Below are 23,836 nucleotides of genomic sequence, written 5' to 3' on the forward strand. Positions count from 1 at the left end.
CGACGAAGTGGAGTTCCCCCGTGCTCGAACCCAGCCGCATCGAGGCGATCGCCGACGAACTGCTCGTCGCCGATCGCGAGCGATCCGTCGTGCCGCTGCTGACGGCCCGCAACCCGGGCATGTCCGTCGACGACGCGTACGCCGTGCAGAAGCTCTGGGCCGATCGGCGCGAGGCGACCGGCGCCCGCCGGGTCGGCCGCAAGATCGGACTCACCTCGAAGGTCATGCAGGTCGCGACGGGCATCACCGAGCCCGACTACGGCGTGATCTTCGACGACATGGTCATCGAGTCGGGCGCGTCCGTCGAATTCGACCGGTTCTCGAACGTGCGCATCGAGGTCGAGCTCGCGTTCGTGCTCGCCAAGCCGCTCGCCGGCCCGAACGTCACGATCTTCGACGTGCTCGACGCCACGGCGCACGTCGTGCCGGCGCTCGAGATCCTGAACTCGCACGTCGAGATGCCGGGGCGCACGATCGTCGACACCATCAGCGACAACGCGGCGATGGGCGCCATGGTCATCGGCGGCCGGCCCGTGAAGGTCGACCAAGTCGACCTCCGGTGGGTCTCGGCGCTGCTCTTCCGCAACCAGACCATCGAGGAGTCGGGCGTCGCTGCGGCGGTGCTCGGACACCCGGCCATGGGCGTCGCGTGGCTCGCGAACAAGCTCGCCCAGCACGACCAGTCGCTGGAGGCCGGCGAGATCATCCTCGCCGGGTCGTTCACGCGGCCCATGTGGGTCGAGCGCGGCGACACAGTGCACGCCGACTACCGGGAGTTGGGAACCGTCTCATGCCGATTCGAATGACCCTCCCGCCGACGCTCGGCGCCCGCATCGCGGCATCCGATCGCCCGCTCGTCGGCGGCTGGTCGTGCGCCGGAAGCGCGACCAACGCCGAGATCGTCGCCGGCTCGGGCCTCGACGTCGTGCTCATCGACGCCGAGCACTCCCCCGCAGACCTCGAGTCGGTGCTCGCACAGCTGCACGCGGTCGCCGCCTATCCGGTCGCGCCGCTCGTGCGACCGCCGTTCGGCGACGCGGTCACGCTCAAGCGCTACCTCGACATCGGCGCGCAGAACCTGCTCGTCCCAATGGTCGACACGGCCGATCAGGCGGCCGAGATCGTTCGCGCGGTGCGCTATCCGATGCTCGGCATTCGCGGCGTCGGCAGCGCCCTCGCCAGGTCGTCTCGCTGGAACCGGGTCGAGGGCTACCTCGACGACGCGTCGTCGACCATCACGCTGTTCGTGCAGGTCGAATCGGCGACCGCCGCGGCGAATGTCGACGAGATCCTCGCGGTCGACGGCGTCGACGGCGTCTTCTTCGGCCCGTCCGACCTCGCCGCATCGATGGGGCTGCTCGGGCAGCAGGAGCACCCCGAGGTCGTCGCGTCGGTGCTCGCGGGCATCGCGGCCGCGCAGGCCGCGGGCAAGCCGTCGGCCGTCAACGCGTTCGCACCCGCGGCAGCAGACCGCTATCTCGCCGCGGGCGCCTCGCTCGTGTTCGTCGGCGCCGATGTCGCGCTGCTGGCCCGCGCCACCGAGGCCCTCGCCGACCGGTTCATCCCGCAGCCGGAGACGGATGCCTCGGGCGAACCGCGCGCCTCCTACTGACCGGCCGCCCTCAGGGCTTGCCGATCTCCCCAGATCGTATATCATTTCAGATATCACCAGACGAGGATGTCCATGACCGCCATCGCAACGCCGGGCAAGATCATCGCCGTGCACCTCAACTACCCGTCGAGGGCCGCGCAACGCGGACGCACGCCCGCCCAGCCCAGCTACTTCCTGAAGCCCGCGTCGTCGGTCTCCGGCACCGGCGGCACGATCGAACGCCCCGCGGGCACCGAGCTGCTCGCGTTCGAGGGTGAGATCGCCATCGTCATCGGCGAGCGCGCCCGCCACGTCTCCCCCGCCGACGGCTGGCGGCACGTGGCCGCCGTCACCGCGGCGAACGACTTCGGCGTCTACGACCTGCGCGCCGCCGACAAGGGATCGAACGTGCGCAACAAGGGCGGAGACGGCTTCACGCCGCTCGGCCCGGTGCTGATCCCCGCGAGCGTCGCCGACGAGGGCGGCTGGCGCGTGCGCACCTGGGTCAACGGCGCGCTCGTGCAGGAGGACACCTCCGACACCCTGCTCTTCCCGTTCGGCCGACTCGTCGCCGACCTCTCGCAGCACCTCACCCTCGAACCGGGCGACGTGATCCTCACGGGCACGCCCGCGGGTTCCTCGGTCGTCCTGCCCGGTGACGTCGTCGAGGTCGAGGTCGATGCTCCGGATGCCGCGGGCTCGCCGTCGACCGGCCGCCTCGTCACGACCGTGACGCAGGGCGACGTGCCGTTCGGCGACTTCGGCTCGAAGCCCGCGATCGACGACGACCAGCGCATCGAGGCCTGGGGCTCGGAGGCCGAGCTCGCAGCGGCCGTGGCCGCCGGCCGGGCGACGGCACCCGCGGCATCCGCCCCGTCCGTGCTCACCGACGAGCTCCGCGCCGCGATCGGCGGCGTCGCCGTCGCGACCCTCTCGGTCGCGCTGCGCAAGCGCGGCTACCACGACGTGTTCATCGAGGGCGTGCGCGCGAACCACCCGGGCGACCGCCTGGTCGGCCTTGCGAAGACGCTCCGGTTCATCCCGTTCCGGCCCGACCTGTTCGCGAGCCACGGCGGTGGGTTCAACGCGCAGAAGCTCGCGTTCGACACCGTCGAGCCGGGCGAGGTACTCGTGGTCGAGGCCCGCGGCGAGCGCGGCACCGGAACCGTCGGCGACGTGCTCGCCCTCCGGGCCCAGGTGCGCGGCGCGGCCGGCATCGTGACCGACGGCGGCGTCCGCGACTTCGACGCCGTCGCGGGCTTCGAGATCCCCGTGTTCTCGCAGGGCCCGCACCCGAGCGTGCTCGGCCGTCGGCACGTGCCGTGGGAGGTCGACGTCACGATCGCCTGCGGCGGCGCGGCCGTGCAGCCCGGCGACGTCATCGTGGGCGACGGCGACGGGGTGATCGTGATCCCGCCGCAGCTCCTGGCCGAGGTCGTGGCCGAGGCGGTCGTGCAGGAGGCCGAGGAGGCGTGGGTCGCCGAACAGGTCGCGGGCGGGGCATCCGTCGACGGGCTGTTCCCGATGAACGCGGAGTGGCGGGCACGCTACGAAGCCGAGCGGCAGGACACCCCGTGACGCCCGAGAGCAAGTCGCAGCGCGCCTACCGCTTCATCCGCGAGCGCATCGACGACGGGCGCTACGTGCCCGGGTACCGGCTCGTGCTCGGCACGATCGCGGGCGAGCTCGACGTGAGCGTCGTGCCCGTGCGCGAGGCGATCCGCCGCCTCGAGGCCGAGGGGCTCGTCACGTTCGAGCGCAACATCGGTGCGCAGGTCGCCCTCATCGAGGAGACCGAGTACCTGCACACCATGCAGACCCTCGCGCTCGTCGAGGGCGCCGCGACCGCCCTGTCGGCTCCGGCGCTCACGACGGAGCACCTGCACCGCGCCCGCGAGGTCAACGAGCGGATGCGCCGCACCCTCGACGACTTCGAACCGCACCGCTTCACCGAACTCAACCTCGAGTTCCACGCGGTGCTGTTCGAGGAGTGCCCGAACCCGCACATCCTCGACCTCGTCCACCGCGGATGGAACCGCATGAAGGTGCTTCGCGACTCGTCGTTCAGCTTCGTGCCGGGCCGCGCCCACGAGTCCGTCGCCGAGCACGACCGCATCCTCGACCTCATCGAGTCGAACGCCGACCCGCTCGACGTCGAGCTCGCCGCCCGGGCCCACCGCACCGCCACGCTCGACGCGGTGCTCGCCTACCAGGCCGACCACAAGCATCCGCCCGCCGCCTGACCTGTACCTGTACGTCGCACTCGCGCATCGCAGAACGGAAGAACCCATGACCGATCACACCCCCGAGGGCCTGCCCGACCGCATCCGTCACTACATCGACGGCGAGTTCGTCGACTCGATCGACGGCGACACGTTCGAGGTGCTGAACCCCGTCACGAACGAGACCTACGTGCTCGCCGCCGCCGGCAAGAAGGCCGATGTCGATCGTGCGGTCGCCGCCGCACGCCGGGCGTTCACCGAGGGCCCGTGGCCGAAGATGCTCCCCCGCGAGCGCTCGCGGGTGCTGCACCGCATCGCCGACCTCGTCGAGTCCCGCGACGCCCGCCTCGCCGAGCTCGAGAGCTTCGACTCGGGCCTGCCGATCACGCAGGCGCTCGGCCAGGCCCGTCGCGCGGCCGAGAACTTCCGCTTCTTCGCCGACCTCATCGTCGCCCAGTCCGATGACGCGTTCAAGGTGCCGGGCAAGCAGATGAACTACGTGAACCGCAAGCCGATCGGCGTCGCGGGCCTCATCACGCCGTGGAACACGCCGTTCATGCTCGAGTCGTGGAAGCTCGGCCCCGCCCTCGCGACCGGCAACACCGTCGTGCTGAAGCCCGCCGAGTTCACCCCGCTCTCGGCCTCGCTCTGGGCCGGCATCTTCGAGGAGGCCGGCCTGCCGAAGGGCGTCTTCAACCTCGTCAACGGCCTCGGCGAAGACGCCGGCGACGCACTCGTCAAGCACCCCGACGTGCCCCTCATCTCGTTCACCGGCGAGAGCTCGACCGGGCAGCTGATCTTCGCCAACGCCGCGCCGTACCTCAAGGGGCTCTCGATGGAGCTCGGCGGCAAGAGCCCGGCCATCGTCTTCGCCGACGCCGACCTCGGCACGGCGATCGACGCGACGATCTTCGGCGTGTTCTCGCTGAACGGCGAGCGCTGCACCGCCGGCAGCCGCATCTTGGTGCAGCGCGAGGTCTACGACGAGTTCGTCGAGCGCTACGCCGCGCAGGCCGCACGCGTCGTCGTGGGCCACCCGCACGACCCGAAGACCGAGGTCGGCGCCCTCGTGCACCCCGAGCACTACGACAAGGTCATGAGCTACATCGAGCTCGGCAAGGCCGAGGGCCGTCTCGTCGCCGGCGGCGGGCGTCCGGAGGGTTTCCCGACGGGCAACTACGTGGCCCCCACGGTGTTCGCGGATGTCGCGCCCGATGCCCGCATCTTCCAGGAGGAGATCTTCGGCCCGGTCGTCGCGATCACCCCCTTCGACACCGACGACGAGGCGCTCGCGCTCGCGAACGACACGAAGTACGGCCTCGCAGCCTACGTCTGGACCAACGACCTCACGCGCGCCCACACCTTCGCGCAGTCCGTCGAAGCGGGCATGGTGTGGCTCAACTCGAACAACGTGCGCGACCTCCGAACCCCCTTCGGCGGGGTCAAGGCCTCCGGGCTGGGGCACGAGGGCGGCTACCGCTCGATCGACTTCTACACCGACCAGCAGAGCGTGCACATCACGCTCGGGGCCCCGCACAACCCGACCTTCGGCCGCCGGGTTGAGGAGGCGCCCTAGCGCCGTCTCGAAACCAAGGCCTGAGCCGCGGCATCCGCCCGCTCGAATGTTTCCGAGACAACGACCGACAGCAAGGACGCTGACATGACCCACCGCACAGGACCATCGCACCGAGATGGCATGACCCTCACCTCGTCGGGCTTCTACGTCTCCCAGGAGGCCCCGATCCGCTCGAGCAACCCGGTGCCGACGCCCTCGGCGCCCGCCCCCGACATCCTGCGCTGCGCGTACATGGAGCTCGTGGTGACCGACCTGGCCGCGTCGCGCGTGTTCTACGTCGACGTGCTCGGCCTCTACGTCACCGAGGAGGACGACGAGGCGATCTACCTGCGCTCGACCGAGGAGTTCATCCACCACAACCTCGTGCTGCGGCAGGGACCCGTCGCGGCCGTCGCGGCGTTCTCGTACCGCGTGCGCTCGAACGACGACCTCGAAAAGGCGGTCGCGTTCTACTCGGAACTCGGATGCCGCGTCGAACGTCGTGCCGACGGCTTCACCAAGGGCATCGGCGACTCCGTCCGCGTCGAGGACCCCCTCGGGTTCCCCTACGAGTTCTTCTTCGAGACCACGCACGTCGAGCGCCTGTCGTGGCGCTACGACCTGCACACGCCGGGCGAGCTCGTGCGCCTCGACCACTTCAACCAGGTGACGCCCGACGTGCCGCGCGCCGTGAACTTCATGCAGTCCCTCGGGTTCCGCGTCACGGAGGACATCCAAGACGAGGAGGGCGTCGTCTACGCGGCGTGGATGCGCCGCAAGCCCACCGTGCACGACACCGCCATGACCGGTGGCGATGGCCCGCGCATGCACCACGTCGCGTTCGCGACGCACGAGAAGCACAACATCCTCGCGATCTGCGACAAGCTCGGCGCCCTGCGCCGATCGGATGCGATCGAGCGCGGACCCGGCCGCCACGGCGTCTCGAACGCGTTCTACCTCTACCTCCGCGACCCCGACGGCCACCGCGTCGAGATCTACACGCAGGACTACTACACGGGCGACCCCGACAACCCCGTCGTCACGTGGGACGTGCACGACAACCAGCGCCGCGACTGGTGGGGCAACCCCGTCGTGCCCTCCTGGTACACCGAGGCGTCGCTCGTGCTCGACCTCGACGGCAACCCCAAGCCCGTCGTCACCCGCACCGACTCGTCGGAGATGGCCGTCACGATCGGCGCCGACGGCTTCTCGTACACGCGCTCGGGCGACGAGGAACGCGGCTTCAAGCTCGGCAACACCCTGTAACTCGGGTCTCGCCCGCGCCCGCGCCCTCTCCCTCTCCCTCTCCCTCTCCCTCTCCCTCTCCCTCTCCCACTCCCACTCCCACTCCCTCTGCAGGCAATTCAGGATGCCTCGGCGACACGCCGCACCGCGCCGCGGGTTCCCCGGCGCGCCGTCGCGACATCCTGAGTTGCCCACGGCGGCGGGTTGGCCGTCGACCAGAGGTGGTCGCCGCGCCGCAGGTGCATGCGGACCGCATCGAACACCTCATCCCACCGCTCGATCACCTGCCGATGACTGAACGAGAGGTGGGCGTAGCCGACTGCCTTCAGCCAGGCCCAGCGCGCGCGATCGCGGTCGAATGCGCCCGGCTCGGTGTGTGGTCCTTCCCCGTCGACCTCGAACACGAGGCGGTCGCCGATGAGGATGTCCGCGAAATGGCCGCCGATCAGCGGCATCTGGGCGCGTACCGGAACTCCGGCAGCGGTGAGACGCTCGCGCGCGACCGTCTCACCGACGGATTGGCTGCCGGTGATCGATCGCTCCGCAACCCGGCGCGCGGAGACGCTCAGGCGAGCGAGCAACGCCTGGAAGGCCGTCTCCTCGAGCAGTTGGGGGCGTTCGGGTCGCCACGGCACGCGCTCGCGCGCGGAGTCGAGGACGCACAGCGCTTCCACCGGAGGAAGGCAGCCCATCACGTGCTCGAGGCAGCGCGAGAGCGAGACCATGGCGCCCTCCGCCTGCGCGTCGGGTTCCCAGTGAACGCGAACATCCGGACTCGGCAGGGTGAGTGGCCGAGCTGTGCCGGGGTGCCTCAGTCTCGCCGCGTTCGACGCCACCTCGACGTGCAGCTTCGGTGGTGTGCCGAGCACGCGGAGGCCATGCAGGTGAGCCGCGGACACGCACGTCAGCCGACCGCCCACGCGCGCGGCCTGTTTGAGTTCGGTTGCGATGCGCGGGTCGCAGTACACGCCACGGTGGAGTCGCTCGATCTCCCCGCGGTTGACGGCGACGGCGATTCCTCGCTCGGTGAAGCCCGCCTGCGCGAGGTCGGCTGTGGAGCAGATGCCGCCGGTGGATCCGATCAGCCTGCGCAATTCGCTCATCGGCACAGCTTGGTCGTCTGCCAATGGTGGCGGCTCGAAATCTCGGGGCCGTGTGGGTTCCTCAGCCCCGTGCGCGGGTGGTGAGGCCGAGTCGGGTGTCGGCAACTCAGGATGTCTCGGCGACGCGCCGAGCCATTCGCCGGAACGCCCCGCGTGTCGTCGGCGCGTCCTGAGTTGCCGACGCGTTGAGCGGACGGGCGGATGTCGCGTGCAGGCGGATGTCGCGCGCAGGCGCCTGCGCGTGCACGCGCGCGTCATGCGCGCGGGGTTAAGCGCGCAGGGTCAAGCGCGCAGGGTCAAGCGCGCAGGGTCAAGCGCGCGGCACGCACGGACAAGGCCCAGCGCGCCTGCCCTGCCTACCGTGGAACCCCGACTCAACGTGGAGGAACCATGGACAGCCCGACCCCCGTGCTCGAACCGACGCACGACGACCTGCTCGCCGAGATCCAGTCGTTCGACGGCGAGCGACGCGAGATCCTCGACCCGGCGACCGGCGAGGTCATCGGTCACGCGCCCGTGCACTCGGTCGACGATCTCGAGGCCGCGGTCAGCCGGGCGAAGGCGGCCCAGCCGGCGTGGGCCGCACTCGGTCACGAGCGCCGCAGCGAGCTGCTCATGCAGGCCGCCGATGCGATCGACGCCGAGGGCGAGGCGCTCGCGCGCATCCTCTCGCGCGAGCAGGGCAAGCCGCTCAACGGCCCCAACGCCCGGTTCGAGGTGGGCGGGGCATCCGGATGGCTGCGCGCCGCCGCCGCGACCCGGCTCGAGACCGAGGTGGTCTTCGACGACGGCCAGGTGCACGCAGAGATGACCTACCGCCCGATCGGCGTGGTCGGTGCGATCGGCCCGTGGAACTGGCCGCAGATGATCACGGTCTGGCAGGTCGGACCGGCTCTGCGGATGGGCAACACGGTGGTCGTGAAGCCCTCGGAGTACACGCCGCTCAGCGTGCTCGCACTCGTCGCGGTGATCAACCGCGTGCTGCCGGAGGGCGTCGTCGAGATCGTCTCGGGCGGGCGCGAGATCGGCGCCGCGCTCTCGTCGCACCCCGCGGTGGGCAAGGTCATGTTCACGGGGTCGACGGCGACGGGCAAGGCGATCATCCGCAGCTCGGCCGATACCGTCAAGCGGCTCACGCTCGAGCTCGGCGGCAACGACGCGGGCATCGTGTTGCCCGACGTCGACCCGAAGGCGATCGCCGAAGGGCTGTTCTGGGGCGCGTTCATCAACACGGGCCAGACCTGCGCCGCACTGAAGCGCCTGTACGTGCACGACAGCGTCTACGACGCCGTGTGCGAGGCGCTGGTCGACGTCGCCGCGGCCATGCCCATGGGCGTCGGGCTCGACGAGGGCAACGTGCTCGGCCCGCTGCAGAACCGCCAGCAGTTCGACATCGTCGACCGGCTCGTGGAGTCGGCGAAGGCGTCGGGCGCGCGCGTGCTGCTCGGCGGCGAACCCGACCGCGAGCAGCCGGGCCACTTCTACCCGACGACGCTCGTCGCCGACATCGACGACGCGAATCCGCTCGTGCAGGAGGAGCAGTTCGGCCCGGCCCTGCCGATCGTCCGCTACCACGACGTCGACGAGGCCATCGCCCTCGCGAACGACGTCGAGGTCGGGCTGGGCGCCTCGGTGTGGGGCGCCGATCGCGACGAGGCGCGACGCGTCGCCGCGCGCATCGAGGCCGGCACGGTGTGGATCAACTCGCACGGCACGATCCACCCGATGGTGCCGTTCGGCGGCGCGAAGCAGTCCGGCTACGGGCTCGAGTTCGGCGTCGAGGGCCTGAAGGCGCTCGGCCTGCCGCAGGTCATCAACGGCTGAACCGGGAGCGGGCGAGCCGCCCGAGCAGGACCCCGGCGGGCCGGGAGCGCGAGTCGCTCCCGGCCCGCCGCGTGCGTCCCCGTCGGCCGACGCCGCACGCGTATCGTGGACGGCGACCGCGAGCTCGACCACTCGCCCGGCGTTCGCGATCGCGAGAGGGGACCATGCCGAAGATCGTCGACCACGACGAGCGCCGACTCGAGATCGTGCGCGCGACCTGGCGGCTCATCGCCGAGAAGGGCTTCCGTGCGACGACGATGCGCGAGATCGCGAAGTCGGCCGGCGTCGCGAACGGCGGCCTCTTCCCGTACTTCCGCAACAAGGAAGAGCTGATCGGGGCCACATTCGAACACGTCTACTCGGCGACGAACGCCAGGTTCGCGGCCGTCCGCGCCGACCTCGAGGGCATGCCCGCGCTGCGCGAGCTCATGCTGCAGATCTTCCCGCTCGACGAGGAGCGCATCCTCGAGGCGCGCATCGTCATCCCGTTCTGGGAGTACGCGGCCAACGACCCGGCCCTGCTCGCGCTGCACGAGCGCACGATGGACGAGTGGCGGGTCGAGATCGCCGACCACCTCGAGCGCGCGAAGCAGCTCGGTCAGGCCCGAGCCGACCTCGACGTGGCGGTCGCCACCGACCATCTCATGGCCTTCGTCGACGGCGTGCAGGTGATCGCCGTCGTCTCCCCCGCGAGCGCGGCCCCAGCGCGTCTCACGCGACTCCTCGAGGGGTACCTCGACCTGCTGCGGTAGTCCCACCGGCTTCGCACGATCGACGGCGAGAGGGCCGGATGCCGCGGCTGCGACATCCGGCCCTCTGACGGGTCAGTGCGTGGTCAGTGCCCGTGCCCGGCGCAGGTGCACGCACCGGCCTCGCAGCGGCATCCGCTCGCCCCGTGCCCTTCGTGATCGGCCTGGCCGTCGTGAGCGGCCTGCCCGTCGTGCCCGTCGTGGCCCGGCCCGGTGTGGCAGGCCATGCCGAGCGCGGCCGATGACGGCACGTTCAGCGTGGGGTTTCGGCCGAAGAAGCCGTAGGGCTTGAGCGTGAACTTGGCGGTGTCGACCGGCATGACGGGCCAGTCCTCGACGCGCGGGAAGTGCGTCGGGCCGAACGTGTGCCAGAGCACGATGTCGTCGCCGTCGATCGAACGGTCGGCGGCGGTGTAGCGCGGCAGGCCGTCGCCGCCCGGTCCCTGGTTCACGAGGTCGCCCGCGGGGTAGCGCTCCGCCTGGTCGTACCGCGTGACCCAGAGGTGCTTGCGCGTGAAGCCGGCCCGCTTGGCGATGACCGACTCGGGGTCGGCCAGCAGCGTGGGCGAGCCCTGCGCGATGAGCTCGTAGCCGACCGGACGGCCGAGGCGGTTCGTCTTCTCGGTGTTGACGATGTGCCAGGTGCGGCCCGCGACGGGGTCGGCGTCGCGTGCACCCTCGGCCTCGGTGCGCAGGCGCGTGCTCCGCTTGGTGAAGGCGTTGCCGTAGGCGTTGCCCTCGCCCATCGGCACGCGCGCGGCGTCGACCTCGTCGACCGCGTTGGCGAGCCCGTCGACCATCATGTCGAGTCGTGCGCTGAAGAGGTGCTGGTGATACGGCGCCCCGAGGCCGGGAGCGACCTCGCTGGCGTGGTCGCCGGCCGCCGCATCGAACGCCGACGTGAAGAGCACGCCGGTGAGCTTCGCCTCGCACTCGATGGCGCCGTCGAGGTAGAGGTACCAGTAGAAGCCGTAGTCGTAGTTGCCGACGGTGGTGAAGAAGCTGATCACGAGCCTGCGCTGGCGGCGCACCTCGTTCGAGCCGGTGTAGATGTCGGTGTGCTTCCAGAGGGTGCCGACGTCCTCCTCGTGCATGCAGATGGCGTTCGGGATGACGCGGGGGTGCCCGAACTCGTCGGCGATCGTCGCGTCGAAGTAGCGGATCTCGCCGAGGCAGTCGCATCCGAGCTGCAGCGAGTTCGCGTATCGGCCGAACACGTACTCGCCCGTGTCGAAGTAGTTCTGCCAGAACCGAGCGGGCGAGGGGTCGCCGTAGGGCACGACCATCTCGGCGATCGAGGCTCGGTAGACGATGTCGCGCTCCTCGCCGCCCTGGTCGGCGTCGACGTAGCGGATGCGGCGAAGCACGAGCCCCTCGCGGGCGTCGAAGGCGAGCGAGAAGCGCCAGTTCGCCCAGCTCACCCGATCACCGTCGACCGTGTAGCTGGGTCCATCGGGCTGGCTGATCTCGATCCGCTTCAGGGAGTCGAGCGGCGCGCCCTGCACCGCGGGGTCGTCGAAGTTGCCGCCCTCGGCCGGGATCTCGTAGACGCGGTGGTCGATGAGCTCGAACATGCGCCCCTCGATCATGTCGACGTAGGCGCAGAGGCCGTCGACGGGGTGCGCCCAGCAGTGGTCCTGCTCGTGCTCGCGCATGAAGGCGAGCACGCGGATGACGCGGCGTCCCGCCTCGGCCTCGAAGCCGTAGTTGCCGGCCGAGAGCGGTGCGAGGGCGACCTGCTCGTGCGTGATGCCGCGCTTGGCGAGCGCGTCGTGCCACTGCTGCTCAGCACCGAGCAGGTCGTAGATCGCCTCGAACTCGACGTCGAGGATCGGCACGTGGCCGTTCGCGCCGTCGATCGGCTCGTTCGAGAGCACTGCACGGTCGGTGACCGAGACGCGGAGGTCGGCCGACGCACCCGTCGACCGGTCGAGCACCAGGGCGCGCACGACGCGGGGCAGCTCGATGCCCGCGAACACGTCGGCCTTGGCGGGCTCGTCGAGGCCGACGTAGACGAACCGCGTGTGCTCGCCGATCAATCCGGCCTCGTGCAGGATGTCGCGGGCCGCGTCGATCTCGTCGGCCGAGAGTCCGCGGAGCGCGTCCGGCGCGTCGGCGGGCGCTGCGCCGTTCGCTGCGCCGTTCACATCGCCGGGCGCCTCGTCGGGCCGGCCGATCGAGTGGAGAGTGGACGTCGTCGTCATGCTGCACCTTTTTTCTCTACGTTTGTCGAGTAATATAACCCCACGCACCGGAACAGGGAAGATTCGGAAGACGAATGGTCGAGATCGCGCACGGCGTCATGCTCTTCGGGGCCCTGGCGGGAACCGCCGCTGCGCTGGCGCCCGGCCGGGTGCGGGCCCTCGACGCCGTCGCCTCGATCGTCATGGTCGCCGCGATGGTCGACACGGCGTTCACGCGCCTGCTGCCCGGGATCGCCTGGTCGGCGCTCCTCATCGCCGCGGGCCTCGCCATCGGCATCCGGGCCCGCCGCGGCATCCGTCGGCCCGATCCGTCGGCATGTCTCGGCCGACCGCTCGCCGATCTCCACCACGCGCTCGCCCTGATCGCCACCGGATGGCTGCTCGCGGGCGTCGGAACGGCCGCGGCGACCGCCGCAACCTCGGCCGCCCACCTCGGCGGCCCCGTCCTGCCGCTCCAGTGGCCGGCCCTCATCGCCGTGATCGTGCTGGGCGCGTGCGTGGCGGCCCGAGCCGTGCGGTCCGGCCGGGCGGCGCTCCGGCACGGGGCGATGGCGGCGGGCATGACCGTCATGCTCGCCGCCATGGCGGCCCCGGCCGCCGTCGCAGCCCTCGGCTCGTAGTCGCGCAGTGCAGGGCCGACCACCGAACGTCGAACGCCGCGACTCAGAGCCCGCGGTGCCCCTCGCCGTCGATCAGGTCGACCTCGGCCTCCTCGACGCCGTGGCCGATGCGGGCGTACAGCTCCGGGTTCCTCCTGCGGATCGCGAAGCCCCAGATCACGCCCGCGATGCCGGGCACGATGAGCAGTGCGGGCAGCACGAAGGTCACCGGCGTCGTCTCGGCCTGGCCGAGCAGCACGTTGAAGTTCGCGACGATGAGCACGAACACCGTGAAGAGCACCACGGCCGAGATGAGCGGCGCGATGAGGGTCGACCAGAGTCCGAGCCCTCGTCGGTCGCGGCGGAAGAACCCGATGACCGAGATGGCGATGATGCACATGAGCAGCACGAGCCCCATGGCTCCCGTGTTGGTCAGCCACGTGAACATCGTGAGCACCGGGTAGAGGAACTCCGTCGGCGCGAAGTCGTTCTTCAGGCCCATGACCTCGCCCGCGAACACGAAGCCGAGCGTGACCACGAGCGCGATGATCGTCTGCGCGACCGAGCCGGCCCACGGCGCACGCGAGACGGCTCGCACCGAGCCGAGTCGACGGTGCAGCACGCCCTCGCGTCCGAGCGAGTACAGGTAGCGCGCGACCGCGTTGTGGAACGACTGCAGTGCCGCGAACAGGCTCGTGAGGAAGAGCACCTGCATGAGGTCGCTGATGATGACGGGCGCGTGCTCGCTCATGAAGACGAACATGAGGTCAGGGCCGTACGTCGCCGAGGCCTCGGCGATCTGCGACGGTCCGATGCCCACCGTGAAGGCCCAGGCGCTGAACGCGTAGAAGACGCCGATGATCGCCACGGCCGCGTACGTGGCACGGGCGACGGTGCGCTTGGGGTCCTTCGACTCCTCACCGTAGATCGCGGCCGACTCGAAGCCCATGAAGGCGGCGATGCCGAACGAGAGCACCGCGCCGACCCCCGGCACGAACAGGTTCGAGAGCTGGAGCCCCGCCGTGCTCACGCCTTCGGGCGCCACGGAGAACGAGACGATGTCGAAGACGATGACGGCCACGAACTCGAGCGCCACGAGGATGCCGAGCACCTTCGCCGACAGGTCGACGCGGTTGACGCCGAGCACGGCGACGACGCCGATGCACACGAGGATCCAGAGCCACCACGGGGTCGCGATGCCGAGCTTGGCCTCGAGGAACATCGACATCTGGAACCCGAAGAGCCCGTAGATGCCGACCTGCATTGCGTTGTACGCGACGAGCGCCACGAGCGAGGCCCCGACGCCGAACGGCCGACCGAGGCCCTGCGCGATGTACGCGTAGAACGCACCCGCGTTCGTGACGTACCGGCTCATCGCGGCGTAGCCGACCGCGAACACGGCGAGCGCCGCGGCGAGCACGATGAAGCCGATCGGCACGCCGATCACGCCCGTGACCGCGAAGGTGGTCGTGACCCCGCCGGCGACGACGGTGAGCGGGGCGGAGGCCGCGATGATCATGAGGGTGACGGATGGCACGCCCAGGCGGCGTCGGCCGAGGCCGCCGCTCTGCTTCGGCGGGGAGGTCGTCGTGGAGGTCATGGCTGGGGGTTCCTTATCCGACGGGAGCGAGAGCGAGCCACGGCGGCGTCGCCCGGTTCCGGCTCATGATTCCGCGCGCGGGGCGGCCCGTCTTGTCGCTCAGCGAAGGGCGGTTGACCCCGAACGCAGGCTCGCACTGTCGGTTTTGTCTCGACAGGCGTAGAGTCTCCCCACTCGGACGTCGTCGTCCACTCCCCCAGAGATGAGGTGCATGCCCGTGCCCGGCGAATCCATGCGCTCCGCCCCGCTCGACACGGCGGCGCTGCCGCTCGGATTCGGCGAGTTCAGCGCCCTCGTCTCGCAGTCGTTCGTGCCGCTGCAGGTGCGCTCCGACCGGCAGGACTCGTTCCGCGGCGAGATCCGCGCGTCGACCAACGACGACGTGCACGTCTCGGTCGTCACGGCCGACGGTCACGAGATCCACCGTACGCCCGAGCTCGTCGCCCGCTCGAGCCACCGCTGCTTCAAGGTAGGCCTGCAACTCGCCGGCACGGGCCTCCTCATCCAGGACAACCGCGAGGCCGTGCTCCGCCCAGGCGACCTGACGGTGTACGACACCGACTCCCCCTACACGCTCGTCTTCGAGGAGGGGTTCAGCACGCTCGTGCTCATGGTGCCGCACCGAGTGCTCGAACTGCCGACCGACGCGGTGCGCGGCATGACCGCCGCGACCATCGACGGCGGCGGCGGACTCGCACGGGTCGTGGCCCGCTTCCTCGGCGAGCTCGCGGGCGACCTGCAGCAGCTCGACGGCCCGATCGGCGGCCGGCTCGCCCGCAACGCCGTCGACCTCGTCACCACGCTCTACGCGCGCGAACTCGACGTCGCCCGTGACGCCGACCGGCCGCACCGTGCGATGCTCCGGCGCGTGCAGGCCTACATCGACGCGCACCTCGGCGACCCCGACCTCACGCCCGGCAGCATCGCCGCGGCCGCGTTCATCTCGACCAGGCACCTGCACGCGCTCTTCCACGAGGAGGGGCTCACCGTCTCGACGTTCATCAGGGCACGTCGGCTCGACCGGTGCCGCCGCGAGCTCGGCGATCCGCTGACCGCGCACCGGCCCATCGGCCAGGTCGCCACCCGATGGGGCTTCGCGGATGCCGCGCACTTCAGCCGTGCGTTCCGAGCCGAGTTCGGCGAGCCGCCGAGCGCCTTCCGCGCGCGCACGACCGCGGCCTGAGCGCGCCGCTCGTCGCGACCTCAGGCCCGGTCGGCGTCAGTCGCATCGACGAGCTCGACGCCCGCGTGCCCGAGCTCGGCGAGCGCGGCCGCCGACGACTCGGGGGCGACGCCCGCGACGAGGCCGGTGAGCACGCGCACGTGCTGTCCATGCTCGAGGGCGTCGAGGGCGCTCGCGCGCACGCAGTAGTCGGTCGCGATGCCGACGACGTCGACTTCGGTGACGCCGTGCGCGGTGAGCACCTCGCCGATGGTCGCGCCCGCGTCATCCGTGCCCTCGAAGATCGAGTAGGCGGGGACGCCCTGGCCCTTGCGGATGTGCACGTCGATCACGTCGGCCGCGAGCGCCGGGTGGTACTCGGCGCCGGGCGTGCCCTCCACGCAGTGGGCCGGCCAGGTGTCGACGAAGTCGGGGTCGGCCTCGGTCGCGAAGTGGCCGCCGTTGTCGTTCTCGCCCGAGTGCCAGTCGCGGGACGCCACGACGAGCGCGTAGTCGTCGCGATGCGCCTCGAGGTGGCGGGTGATGCCCGCGGCGACCGCGGCTCCGCCGTCGACGCCGAGCGCACCGCCCTCGGTGAAGTCGTTCTGCACGTCGATGATGAACAGGGCCCGGGTCATGGCCGCCTCCTGGGTCGGTGGTCGCGTGCATCCATTCTCGCCGCAGGCGGCGGCATCCGCTCGCCCCGTCGCGAGGTTCTGTCGCGCGGTTCAGGCGCGCGGTTCAGGCGCGCGGTTTAGGCGCGAGGTTCAGGCGCGCGGTTCAGGCGCGCGGTTCAGGCGCGATGCGCGATTCGATGCGGGCGGGGCGGATGCCGCGGGCGACCGTCAGCTGTTCGAGAGGTCGTCGCCGCAGAGGTAGAACCCCGTGGTGAGCGTGTCGATGGCCTGCTTCGCGTCGTCGGACACGTCGCCGAGCGCGTAGATCGCGAACGTCAGGGTCGAGCCGTCCTGTGCGCGGATGACGCCCGAGAGCGTGTAGCCGCTGTTGATCCAGCCGGTCTTGGCCGACACGGCGCCGTCGGCGACGGCGTTGTCGCCCGCGAACCGGTCGCTGTACGAGAGCGAACCGCGCTGGCCCGATACCGGCAGCCCGTCCATGAGCACGCCGAGGTTGCCCTCGCGGGCGTTGATCTTGATGAACAGCTGCGTGAGGTAGGCCGGCGGCACGGCGTTGTCGTCGCTCAGGCCCGACCCGTCGACGACGGTGATGCCGGCGGTGTCGATGCCGTACGCCTGGAGCCCCTGGAGCACGCCCGCGTTGATCGCACCGAACGTGTTGCCCGATCCGGTCTTGATGGCCAGGAGTCGCGCGAGCATCTCGGCGACCGTGTTGTCGGAGACGACGAGCGCCTTGTCGACGAGCTGGGCGACCGTCGGCGAGCTCACGGCGCCGAGCTGCTGCGCGCCCGCCGGCGCGGTGCCGCGCTCGATCGCGGAGATGCCGCCGAGCTGGTCGGCGAACGCCTGGCCCGCGCGCCCGATCGGGTCGGTGCTGCGCGTGGAGGTGTTGGATGCGGGGTCGTTGCGGTCGCCGTCGACCTGCAGGGCCGTGATGTTCGACATGTAGCCGTCGTCGCGTTCGACGGTGTCCCAGCTGGGCTGGTACTCGTCGCCGCTGAAGTAGCTCGCATCGAGGATCAGCTTCGTCAGCGGCGGGTTCGACGGGTCGGCGTTCCACGCGGCCCGCACCTGGGCCGCGAGGTCGTCGAGGTGTGCCGCGCCCGGATACACGGTCTCGGTGCCGCTCGACGTGCGCGAGAGGGTGACGTCGCCGCCGCCCACGAGCACGGCTGAGCCGGGCTCGGCACCTTTCACGACGGTCGTGGTCGCCCGGTAGTCGGGGCCGAGCACGTCGAGGGCCGCCGCCGAGGTGAGCACCTTCATGACGCTCGCGGTGCGCGACGGCGTGCTGCCGCCGCGGTCGTAGAGCACGTCGCCGGTGGCCGCGTTGCGCACGTGCGCCTGCAGGTTCGCGAGGCGCGGGTCGGCTGCGCGGTCGGCGACCGAGCACGTGCGGATCTTCGTGTCGATCGCGCTCGGTGCGGCGAGGGCGGCCGGCATCGGGCGCCCGGGATCGGGCGTCGGGGTCGGCGTCTCGCTGACGAACGCCACGGTCTCGGCGCGCGGCGCGTTCATCGACGCCCCGGCGAACACGGCGCCGGCGCCGAGCAGGGCGAACGCCACGACGCCCGCGGTCACCGACAGGGCGACCTTGTGCCGGCGTGCGAAGGCCCGAATCGAGGCGCCTCGACCGACGGGTTCGATGACGGATGCCGCGGCCGGGCCGGATGCGGCGGCCTCGACGGCATCGGCGGGCTCAGGCGCGACGTCGGCCTCGGGCTCATCGTCCGTCGTGGCGAGCACCTCGGTCTCGACGGCCTCAGTCTCGACGGCTCCGCCACCTTCGACGGCACCGGTCTCGACACCCTCGCCGGCCGCGTTCTCACCGCCGGGCTCGCCGACGGATTCGGGCTCGCCCGTGGCATCCGTCTCGTCGGTCATTCGGGCAGCCTACGCGGCGTACCAGACCGAAGCCTGATCAGAGGCCGAAAATCCCCTGAACGGCCGCACGAGCGGATGCCACGGAGCACGTTCACTCGCCCGGGTAGCGCAGCCCGATCTGCTCGCGGATGGTGTCGAGCGTGCGCATGATGGCGACGGACTCGTCGATCGTGAGCAGGTCGCCGCCGAGGGTTCCGGCGGCCACGAGACGTTCGACGGCCTCGGCCTGGAAGTGCATGCCGCGCCCCACGACCTCGGACTCGTACGACTCGAGCACGGTGCCGTCGTGCGCCACGACGCGGAACGTCGTCGGCGTGTACCAGACGGCGTCGATGTCGATGCGGGCCTCGGTGCCGAGCACGGTCGCCACGTTCGGACCGCGGGTGTCGCTCGCCGAGACGGTCGTCGCGATACGGCCGCCGTCGTAGCCGAACACGGCGACGATCTGCGCGTCGGCACCGGTCGACTTGAACGTCGCCGTGCTCTGGATCGTGGCGGGCTCGCCGAAGAGGTCCCAGGCGAAGGACACCGGGTAGATGCCGAGATCGAGCAGTGCGCCGCCGCCGAGTTCGAGTGCGTTGATGCGGTGCGCCGGGTCGTCGGAGAGCTTCTGCGTGTGGTCGGCGATGAGCGAGCGCACCTCGCCGAGCGTGCCCTCGGCGAGGATCTCGCGGATGCGCACCATGTGCGGCAGGTAGCGGGTCCACATCGCCTCGAGCGCGAGCAGGCCCTTCTCGGCGGCGAGCGCGGCGAGCTCGCGCGCCTCGCCGGCGTTGAGCGTGAACGGCTTCTCGACGAGCACGTGCTTGCCGGCCTCGAGCACGAGCCTCGCGTTCTCGGCGTGCACGGGATGCGGCGTCGACACGTAGATCACGTCGACCTCGGGGTCGTTGACGAGGGCCTCGTAGCTGCCGTGCGCGTTCGGGATGTCGAACTCGGCGGCGAACGCGTCGGCGCCGGCCTGCGAGCGCGACCCGACCGCCTGCACGGTGAAGCCGTTCAGCTTCAGGTCGTTGGTGAAGGAGTGGGCGATGCCACCCGTCGCGAGAATGCCCCAGCGCAGTCGATCCGTCATGGGCCCAAGCCTAGCCACGCGCACCGACGGCGGCAGCAGCGGGGTGGCGGATGCCGCGAGCCGAGGCCCGCGCGACCCGGCCCGCCCGCGGCATCCGCTCGCTCGGTGCGGCCTGCCGACCCGGAGCGGGCGCTCAGTGCCCCGGCGTGCCGAGTTCGATGAGCAGCACGCCGCCGACGATGAGCGCGACCCCGGCGCCCATCACCCACGTGAACGGTTCGCGGAACAGCAGGCGTCCGGCGAGCGCGGTGAGCACCACCCCGACGGCCGTCCATACGCCGTAGGCCACGCCGACCTGCATGCCCTGCGCGAGGGTCGCCGCGAGCAGCACGAACGAGCAGAGGTAGCCGACGACGACCGGGACGATCCAGACCCGTCGTCGCCGCTCGGCATGCGTGGCCATGCGCAGCGACAGGGTCGCGCCGACCTCGCTCAGGATCGCGAACGCCAGCAGCACCCAGGTCATGCGCTCGCCCCGCCTGCGGTGTCGGTGGTGCCAGTGGTGCCGGATGCCTGCGCGCGACGCGCGGCCTGCTGCGACCCGAGCTCGACGAGCAGCACGCCGGCCGCCACGAGCCCGATGCCCGCGAGCATGGTCGGCGTGAGCGGGTCGCCGAACAGCGCCCACGCGAGCACCGCCGTCAGCGCGACCCCGGTCGCACCCCAGATGCCGTAGGCGACCCCGAGCGGCATGCCCATGCGCAGCACCTGCGAGAGCAGCACGAACGATCCGGCGTATCCCACGACCACGACCGCGTAGAGCCACGGATGCCGCTGGGCGGCGTCGAGGCTGAGGGTCGCCGTGACCTCGAGCGCGATCGTGAGCGCGAGCACGGCCCAGGCGCCGGTGCGCGGCATCCGCTCTCCTTCGTCTCGGGCGGTCAGTCCAGCGTGATGCGCAGCAGGACGTCGGCCGCGCGGTCCTTGCCTCGCGGCTTCATGATCGCGTTCGCGACCGAGTACATGACGCCGTAGCGACGACGCAGGAGCCCCTGCAGGCGCTCGGCTTCGGACTGGTCGGTCACGATCTCGGCGGTGCCGGCGCGCTCGGGCGCCCCGTCGGGCACGCGGCCGCGCAGGTCGCACGGCGCGACGACGACTCGGGTGTCCCGGCGCAGGCGCTTGAGCTTGCCGGTGCCGGCCGGCGTCTGCACGACGACCCGGTCGCCGTCGAGGGCGAACCACACGGGCGTCGGCACCGGCGTGCCGTCCTTGCGGAACGTCGTGAGCGACACGTACTTGCCGGCGAGGATGGCCTCGGACGTCGTCATGCGCGCTCCTGTTCGTGATGCCGAAAGACCCGAACCTCGCTCCGGCCACGGTTCAGGCTAGTCGACGTGCCGGTGCGGCTCGGCCGCTATCGGCCCGCCCAGAGCCGACGGATCGCGAGCCGGTGCCGACGCGCCGAGCGCAGGACCGAGAGCAGCGGAGGCGAATGGTCGAGCGCGCCGAATCGCTGCTGTGCGAAGAACCCGAGGATGACGGATTCGAGCAGTTCGGCATCGGCGAGCGCGTGCGCACGGGTCGGTGCGCGCCCGTCGCTTCGCGGCCAGCCGAGCGCCTGGTCGGCGAATCGTTCTCGGGTGGACCGGGCGAACGCGGCGAGCGCGACCCGCGCCTCCGGGCTCGACCTCTCGCTCGCGTTCATCGACCAGAGCGCGAGCAGCGCGTTGTCACCGGCGTCCGGACGCGTCGCGAACGCACGCAGGGTGCGTTCGAACAGCTCGTCCGGGCCCGCACTGGGCCGGGAGGTCGCGACGTCGAGCGCAGCCCGGGCGCGTGCGATCGCCTCGATCTGGGCCGCATCGACGAGTTCGTCCTTGCCGCCGAAGTAGTTGTAGACCATTCCGGCGCTGAAGCCCGACTCGGTGATGATGTCGGTGATCGTCATCCGCTGCAGGCCGATCTCGGCGACGCAGCGCCACGTGGCGCGATAGAGGTCGTCGAGGCGCTTGGCGCGATATGAGTCGGAGACCCGGGGCATCCTTCAACGGTATCGCGCGCCGGCGAGGGGGACTCACCCGCCGGCGCGCGGGCTCATTCGTCGACGAGCTCGATCGCTCGTCGACGCGCAGCGTCACTCGTAGACGCGCAGGCTCACGATCCTCGCGTGACGATCGCCGTTGGTCGCATGGACGCGAATGCGCACCGCGTCGACGGCATCGGCGGCCTCGAGTCGGTGGATGCGGTGCCGACGCCGGTTCCCGGTGACCTCCACGAGCGGATGCCACGCGCCGTCGCGGCGCCCCTCGACGACGTAGTCGCGCACGAGCTGGGGGAACACCAGGTGCGGCGATCGGTGATGGTGCAGGGTGTTGAGCTCGGTGTCCACGTCGTCGTCGAAGACGAGACGCACCTCGGCGGGGACCACCGGGGAGTCCCATTCGACCTGCAGCCACGCCGGCTCGTCACCGAGCGCCGTCGAAGCCCAGTGCTGCGGGCCCCCGTACGGGCGCTGGTATCCGCCGACGGCCTTGCTCGCGTCGTAGGCGGCGGTCGGCGGATGCACCTCGAGCCGCGGCACCCAGCCGCGGAGCGGGTGCGCGGGCCAGGCGACCAGGGCCTCGTCCGGATCGAACTCGACGTTCACGTCGCCGTCGGCCTCCGGGCTGTGGGTCAGGGCGAGCACGCCGGGAACGCCGTCCTGCGCGAGCACGACGGAGACCGCGGCGTCCGCGTGCAGCACGACGACCACGTTCTCGGGCTCTTCGGGTCGCCAGGCCAACGGCAACTGCACCCACTGGGGTTCGTCCGATGCGCTGATGGCGATCCAGGTCTCCATGCGCCGATCGACGGGGACCGCGTTCTGGCGCTTGCCGGTGGTCCAGAGGGAGGCGCGCAGCGTGGTGTCGGCCGTCACGCGCACGAGCACGTCGAGACCGCGGAGCTCGGGATCGATCGGCACGAGGATGCCGAGGTCGTGGTCCAACCCGAACTCGCGCTCCGCCGCATCCGTCGCCGCGCTCAACGAGGTCTCCGAGCTGGAGGCGCTCACCCGTCCGTCGCGCGCCCGGTCGAGCGGGTCGCGGTTTCGCACGCCGAACAGGGATGCGTCCTGGCGCAGGAGGACCTGCTGGAGCCGCTCGGCGTGCGCGCCCGAGAGTTCGCGGGGCCGCTCGCCCATCTCGATCGCGAGCGCAGCCCCGGTACCGGCCGCCTCGCCCCCGACCGCGCAGGTCGCCATCACGCGCGAGGATCCGAACGCGACGTGCGTCGCGGAGATGTCGCGACCGGCCATGAGCATGTTCGCGATGTTGCGCGAGTAGTAGCTGCGGAACGGGATGCCGTAGATGCCGTTGGAGTACCGCTGGCTCGCGCCCGCGTGCTGGGCGTACATGCCCTCCACGGGATGGAGGTCGATCGACCAGCCGCCGAAGGCCACCTGGTCGTCGAAATCCACCTGGTCGAGGATGTCGTGCTGCGTGAGGACGTGATCGCCGAGGAACCGACGGTACTCGCGCTTGCCTGGCACCGCCCCCACCCATTCGAGGTCCAGCGTCTCCGCGTCGAACGTGCCGGAGTTCTTGATGTAGTCCCAGATCCCGAAGATGACCGAACGGAGCTCGTCGCGGATCCGCTCGTTGTCGTGCACGATGTCGAGCTCGCCGCCCCACTCGATCCACCAGTAGTGCGCTCCCTTGTCACCCGACCGGATGATGCGCGACCTGGGGATCGGCGTGGAGAGGATGTCCTTCGCCGAGTCGGGCGCGACGAAGCGAACCGGGTGGCCCGCATCCTTCGTGTAGAAGAGGAGGGTCGAGCCGAGGAACTCCTCGTCGGCGACCTCCGGCGCCCACTCTTCGCCGAACTCGGACGCCGCCTCGCGGCCGAGCCGGTAGTCGGCTCCGGCCAGGTGGCCGATCAGGCCGTCACCGGTGGCATCGATGACGTACGCCGCGTGGAAGACGGTCTCGATCTCCGAGCCCATCGTCCAGCCCGTGACCGAGCGGATGACGCGCTCTCCGTCGACGTCGGCCGCATCGACCCAGCGAACGTCGGTGTTCAGGTGCAGGGTGATGTTCGGCTCGGCGCGCACCGCGTCGAAGACGACCTCGTCCCAGTGGATGGGGTTGCCGTCGGGATTCCGGTACTGGTTCTCGACGTACAGCTCGCCCACGATGCCGGTCTCGCGCGCGAACCGCTGCATGCCGTGGGCGGTCGCCCCGCACACCCACACCCGCACCTCAGAAGAGGAGTTGCCCCCGAGCACCGGCCGATTGCCGACGAGGGCGACCGTTCGGCCGAGTCGCGCCGCGCTGATCGCGGCTGACACGCCGGCCAGGCCGCCGCCCACGACGACGATATCGGTGGTGATCTCTCGGTGGAGCATTACTGTCCTTCTGTTGGGGAGGGGGGAGGGAGGGTGCGGCGTGGTGCGGGGCGAC

General features: G+C 70.9%; 21 protein-coding genes. 10 read left to right on the forward strand and 11 right to left on the reverse strand.

The annotated features are described in order from the left end of the window. The first annotated feature begins 20 nt into the window (after positions 1-20). The 6 genes from ATC03_RS14640 to hpaD all read left to right on the forward strand — a co-directional run bounded on the left by ATC03_RS14640 (position 21) and on the right by hpaD (position 6,634). Entirely contained in the window at positions 21-806 is a 786-nt protein-coding gene (locus ATC03_RS14640) for a fumarylacetoacetate hydrolase family protein (RefSeq protein ID WP_067878621.1), read from the forward strand. Beyond that, the gene (locus ATC03_RS14645; protein WP_067878624.1) at positions 791-1,612 is read left to right on the forward strand and encodes an aldolase/citrate lyase family protein; all 822 of its coding nucleotides are present in this window, start codon (positions 791-793) and stop codon (positions 1,610-1,612) included. Before ATC03_RS14640 ends, ATC03_RS14645 begins: the two co-directional genes overlap by 16 nt. A gap of 72 nt (positions 1,613-1,684) precedes the next feature. After that, positions 1,685-3,169 carry a fumarylacetoacetate hydrolase family protein gene (locus ATC03_RS14650; protein ID WP_067878626.1) on the forward strand — a complete coding sequence of 495 codons (1,485 nt, stop codon included), beginning with the start codon at positions 1,685-1,687 and terminating at the stop codon, positions 3,167-3,169. Then, positions 3,166-3,834 (forward strand): GntR family transcriptional regulator, encoded by a 669-nt coding sequence (locus ATC03_RS14655; RefSeq protein ID WP_067878628.1) that lies wholly within the window; start codon positions 3,166-3,168, stop codon positions 3,832-3,834. The genes ATC03_RS14650 and ATC03_RS14655 overlap by 4 nt, the downstream gene beginning before the upstream one ends. Before the next feature lie 46 nt (positions 3,835-3,880). Further along, entirely contained in the window at positions 3,881-5,389 is a 1,509-nt protein-coding gene (gene hpaE, locus ATC03_RS14660) for a 5-carboxymethyl-2-hydroxymuconate semialdehyde dehydrogenase (RefSeq protein ID WP_067878630.1), read from the forward strand. A gap of 120 nt (positions 5,390-5,509) precedes the next feature. Then, positions 5,510-6,634 (forward strand): 3,4-dihydroxyphenylacetate 2,3-dioxygenase, encoded by a 1,125-nt coding sequence (gene hpaD / locus ATC03_RS14665; protein WP_227820113.1) that lies wholly within the window; start codon positions 5,510-5,512, stop codon positions 6,632-6,634. 98 nt (positions 6,635-6,732) lie between these two features. Here hpaD and ATC03_RS14670 read toward each other — a convergent pair whose 3' ends face one another. Beyond that, positions 6,733-7,821 (reverse strand): type IV toxin-antitoxin system AbiEi family antitoxin domain-containing protein, encoded by a 1,089-nt coding sequence (locus ATC03_RS14670; protein ID WP_161490350.1) that lies wholly within the window; start codon positions 7,819-7,821, stop codon positions 6,733-6,735. Between the two features lie 285 nt (positions 7,822-8,106). Between ATC03_RS14670 and ATC03_RS14675 the strand changes: the two genes are divergently transcribed. Then, positions 8,107-9,540, forward strand: coding sequence for an aldehyde dehydrogenase family protein (locus ATC03_RS14675; protein ID WP_067878638.1), 1,434 nt, complete (start codon positions 8,107-8,109; stop codon positions 9,538-9,540). A 164-nt stretch (positions 9,541-9,704) separates the two neighbouring features. Beyond that, positions 9,705-10,292 (forward strand): TetR/AcrR family transcriptional regulator, encoded by a 588-nt coding sequence (locus tag ATC03_RS14680; RefSeq protein ID WP_067878641.1) that lies wholly within the window; start codon positions 9,705-9,707, stop codon positions 10,290-10,292. 83 nt (positions 10,293-10,375) lie between these two features. Here ATC03_RS14680 and ATC03_RS14685 read toward each other — a convergent pair whose 3' ends face one another. Further along, positions 10,376-12,493: a primary-amine oxidase gene (locus tag ATC03_RS14685; RefSeq protein WP_084003530.1), complete on the reverse strand. Its 2,118-nt coding sequence runs from the start codon at positions 12,491-12,493 to the stop codon at positions 10,376-10,378. Positions 12,494-12,567: 74 nt separating this feature from the next. Between ATC03_RS14685 and ATC03_RS14690 the strand changes: the two genes are divergently transcribed. Continuing rightward, a complete protein-coding gene (locus ATC03_RS14690) occupies positions 12,568-13,113 on the forward strand; it encodes a hypothetical protein (RefSeq protein ID WP_067878644.1) in 546 nt (181 codons plus the stop codon). Positions 13,114-13,156: 43 nt separating this feature from the next. Here ATC03_RS14690 and ATC03_RS14695 read toward each other — a convergent pair whose 3' ends face one another. Further along, positions 13,157-14,692, reverse strand: coding sequence for an APC family permease (locus ATC03_RS14695; RefSeq protein WP_067878647.1), 1,536 nt, complete (start codon positions 14,690-14,692; stop codon positions 13,157-13,159). A 232-nt stretch (positions 14,693-14,924) separates the two neighbouring features. Here ATC03_RS14695 and ATC03_RS14700 point away from each other — a divergent pair, with 232 nt between their 5' ends. After that, positions 14,925-15,875 carry an AraC-like ligand-binding domain-containing protein gene (locus tag ATC03_RS14700; protein WP_067882307.1) on the forward strand — a complete coding sequence of 317 codons (951 nt, stop codon included), beginning with the start codon at positions 14,925-14,927 and terminating at the stop codon, positions 15,873-15,875. Positions 15,876-15,895: 20 nt separating this feature from the next. Here the strand turns inward: ATC03_RS14700 and ATC03_RS14705 are convergent, their stop codons facing one another. From ATC03_RS14705 to ATC03_RS14740, 8 genes are all read right to left on the reverse strand, one after another. Beyond that, the gene (locus ATC03_RS14705; protein WP_067878650.1) at positions 15,896-16,492 is read right to left on the reverse strand and encodes an isochorismatase family protein; all 597 of its coding nucleotides are present in this window, start codon (positions 16,490-16,492) and stop codon (positions 15,896-15,898) included. A gap of 207 nt (positions 16,493-16,699) precedes the next feature. Then, complete coding sequence (locus tag ATC03_RS14710; RefSeq protein WP_227820115.1) at positions 16,700-18,376, reverse strand: D-alanyl-D-alanine carboxypeptidase/D-alanyl-D-alanine-endopeptidase; 1,677 nt, start codon at positions 18,374-18,376, stop codon at positions 16,700-16,702. Between the two features lie 91 nt (positions 18,377-18,467). Further along, positions 18,468-19,451 carry a Gfo/Idh/MocA family protein gene (locus ATC03_RS14715; protein WP_067878653.1) on the reverse strand — a complete coding sequence of 328 codons (984 nt, stop codon included), beginning with the start codon at positions 19,449-19,451 and terminating at the stop codon, positions 18,468-18,470. A 133-nt stretch (positions 19,452-19,584) separates the two neighbouring features. Then, positions 19,585-19,917 (reverse strand): DMT family transporter, encoded by a 333-nt coding sequence (locus ATC03_RS14720; RefSeq protein ID WP_067878659.1) that lies wholly within the window; start codon positions 19,915-19,917, stop codon positions 19,585-19,587. Further along, complete coding sequence (locus tag ATC03_RS14725) at positions 19,914-20,309, reverse strand: DMT family transporter (protein WP_067878660.1); 396 nt, start codon at positions 20,307-20,309, stop codon at positions 19,914-19,916. Before ATC03_RS14725 ends, ATC03_RS14720 begins: the two co-directional genes overlap by 4 nt. 23 nt (positions 20,310-20,332) lie before the next feature. Continuing rightward, positions 20,333-20,722, reverse strand: coding sequence for a PPOX class F420-dependent oxidoreductase (locus tag ATC03_RS14730; protein WP_067878662.1), 390 nt, complete (start codon positions 20,720-20,722; stop codon positions 20,333-20,335). Positions 20,723-20,808: 86 nt separating this feature from the next. Further along, positions 20,809-21,435: a TetR/AcrR family transcriptional regulator gene (locus ATC03_RS14735; protein ID WP_067878664.1), complete on the reverse strand. Its 627-nt coding sequence runs from the start codon at positions 21,433-21,435 to the stop codon at positions 20,809-20,811. A 93-nt stretch (positions 21,436-21,528) separates the two neighbouring features. Further along, entirely contained in the window at positions 21,529-23,781 is a 2,253-nt protein-coding gene (locus ATC03_RS14740; RefSeq protein WP_067878666.1) for an FAD-dependent oxidoreductase, read from the reverse strand. Positions 23,782-23,836 lie beyond the last annotated feature (55 nt).

This window comes from Agromyces aureus, from assembly GCF_001660485.1.
GTDB classification, from domain to species: Bacteria; Actinomycetota; Actinomycetes; order Actinomycetales; family Microbacteriaceae; genus Agromyces; species Agromyces aureus.

Bases quoted from the DNA above. Each gene is read 5' to 3' on its own strand.
- ATC03_RS14720 (WP_067878659.1), bottom strand. From the start codon at position 19,917: ATGACCTGGGTGCTGCTGGCGTTCGCGATCCTGAGCGAGGTCGGCGCG.
- ATC03_RS14645 (WP_067878624.1), top strand. From the start codon at position 791: ATGCCGATTCGAATGACCCTCCCGCCGACGCTCGGCGCCCGCATCGCG.
- ATC03_RS14715 (WP_067878653.1), bottom strand. From the start codon at position 19,451: ATGACGGATCGACTGCGCTGGGGCATTCTCGCGACGGGTGGCATCGCC.
- hpaE (WP_067878630.1), top strand. From the start codon at position 3,881: ATGACCGATCACACCCCCGAGGGCCTGCCCGACCGCATCCGTCACTAC.
- ATC03_RS14690 (WP_067878644.1), top strand. From the start codon at position 12,568: ATGGTCGAGATCGCGCACGGCGTCATGCTCTTCGGGGCCCTGGCGGGA.
- ATC03_RS14730 (WP_067878662.1), bottom strand. From the start codon at position 20,722: ATGACGACGTCCGAGGCCATCCTCGCCGGCAAGTACGTGTCGCTCACG.
- hpaD (WP_227820113.1), top strand. From the start codon at position 5,510: ATGACCCTCACCTCGTCGGGCTTCTACGTCTCCCAGGAGGCCCCGATC.
- ATC03_RS14705 (WP_067878650.1), bottom strand. From the start codon at position 16,492: ATGACCCGGGCCCTGTTCATCATCGACGTGCAGAACGACTTCACCGAG.
- ATC03_RS14700 (WP_067882307.1), top strand. From the start codon at position 14,925: ATGCGCTCCGCCCCGCTCGACACGGCGGCGCTGCCGCTCGGATTCGGC.
- ATC03_RS14650 (WP_067878626.1), top strand. From the start codon at position 1,685: ATGACCGCCATCGCAACGCCGGGCAAGATCATCGCCGTGCACCTCAAC.
- ATC03_RS14740 (WP_067878666.1), bottom strand. From the start codon at position 23,781: ATGCTCCACCGAGAGATCACCACCGATATCGTCGTCGTGGGCGGCGGC.
- ATC03_RS14685 (WP_084003530.1), bottom strand. From the start codon at position 12,493: ATGACGACGACGTCCACTCTCCACTCGATCGGCCGGCCCGACGAGGCG.
- ATC03_RS14675 (WP_067878638.1), top strand. From the start codon at position 8,107: ATGGACAGCCCGACCCCCGTGCTCGAACCGACGCACGACGACCTGCTC.
- ATC03_RS14710 (WP_227820115.1), bottom strand. From the start codon at position 18,376: ATGACCGACGAGACGGATGCCACGGGCGAGCCCGAATCCGTCGGCGAG.
- ATC03_RS14735 (WP_067878664.1), bottom strand. From the start codon at position 21,435: ATGCCCCGGGTCTCCGACTCATATCGCGCCAAGCGCCTCGACGACCTC.
- ATC03_RS14680 (WP_067878641.1), top strand. From the start codon at position 9,705: ATGCCGAAGATCGTCGACCACGACGAGCGCCGACTCGAGATCGTGCGC.
- ATC03_RS14725 (WP_067878660.1), bottom strand. From the start codon at position 20,309: ATGCCGCGCACCGGCGCCTGGGCCGTGCTCGCGCTCACGATCGCGCTC.
- ATC03_RS14695 (WP_067878647.1), bottom strand. From the start codon at position 14,692: ATGACCTCCACGACGACCTCCCCGCCGAAGCAGAGCGGCGGCCTCGGC.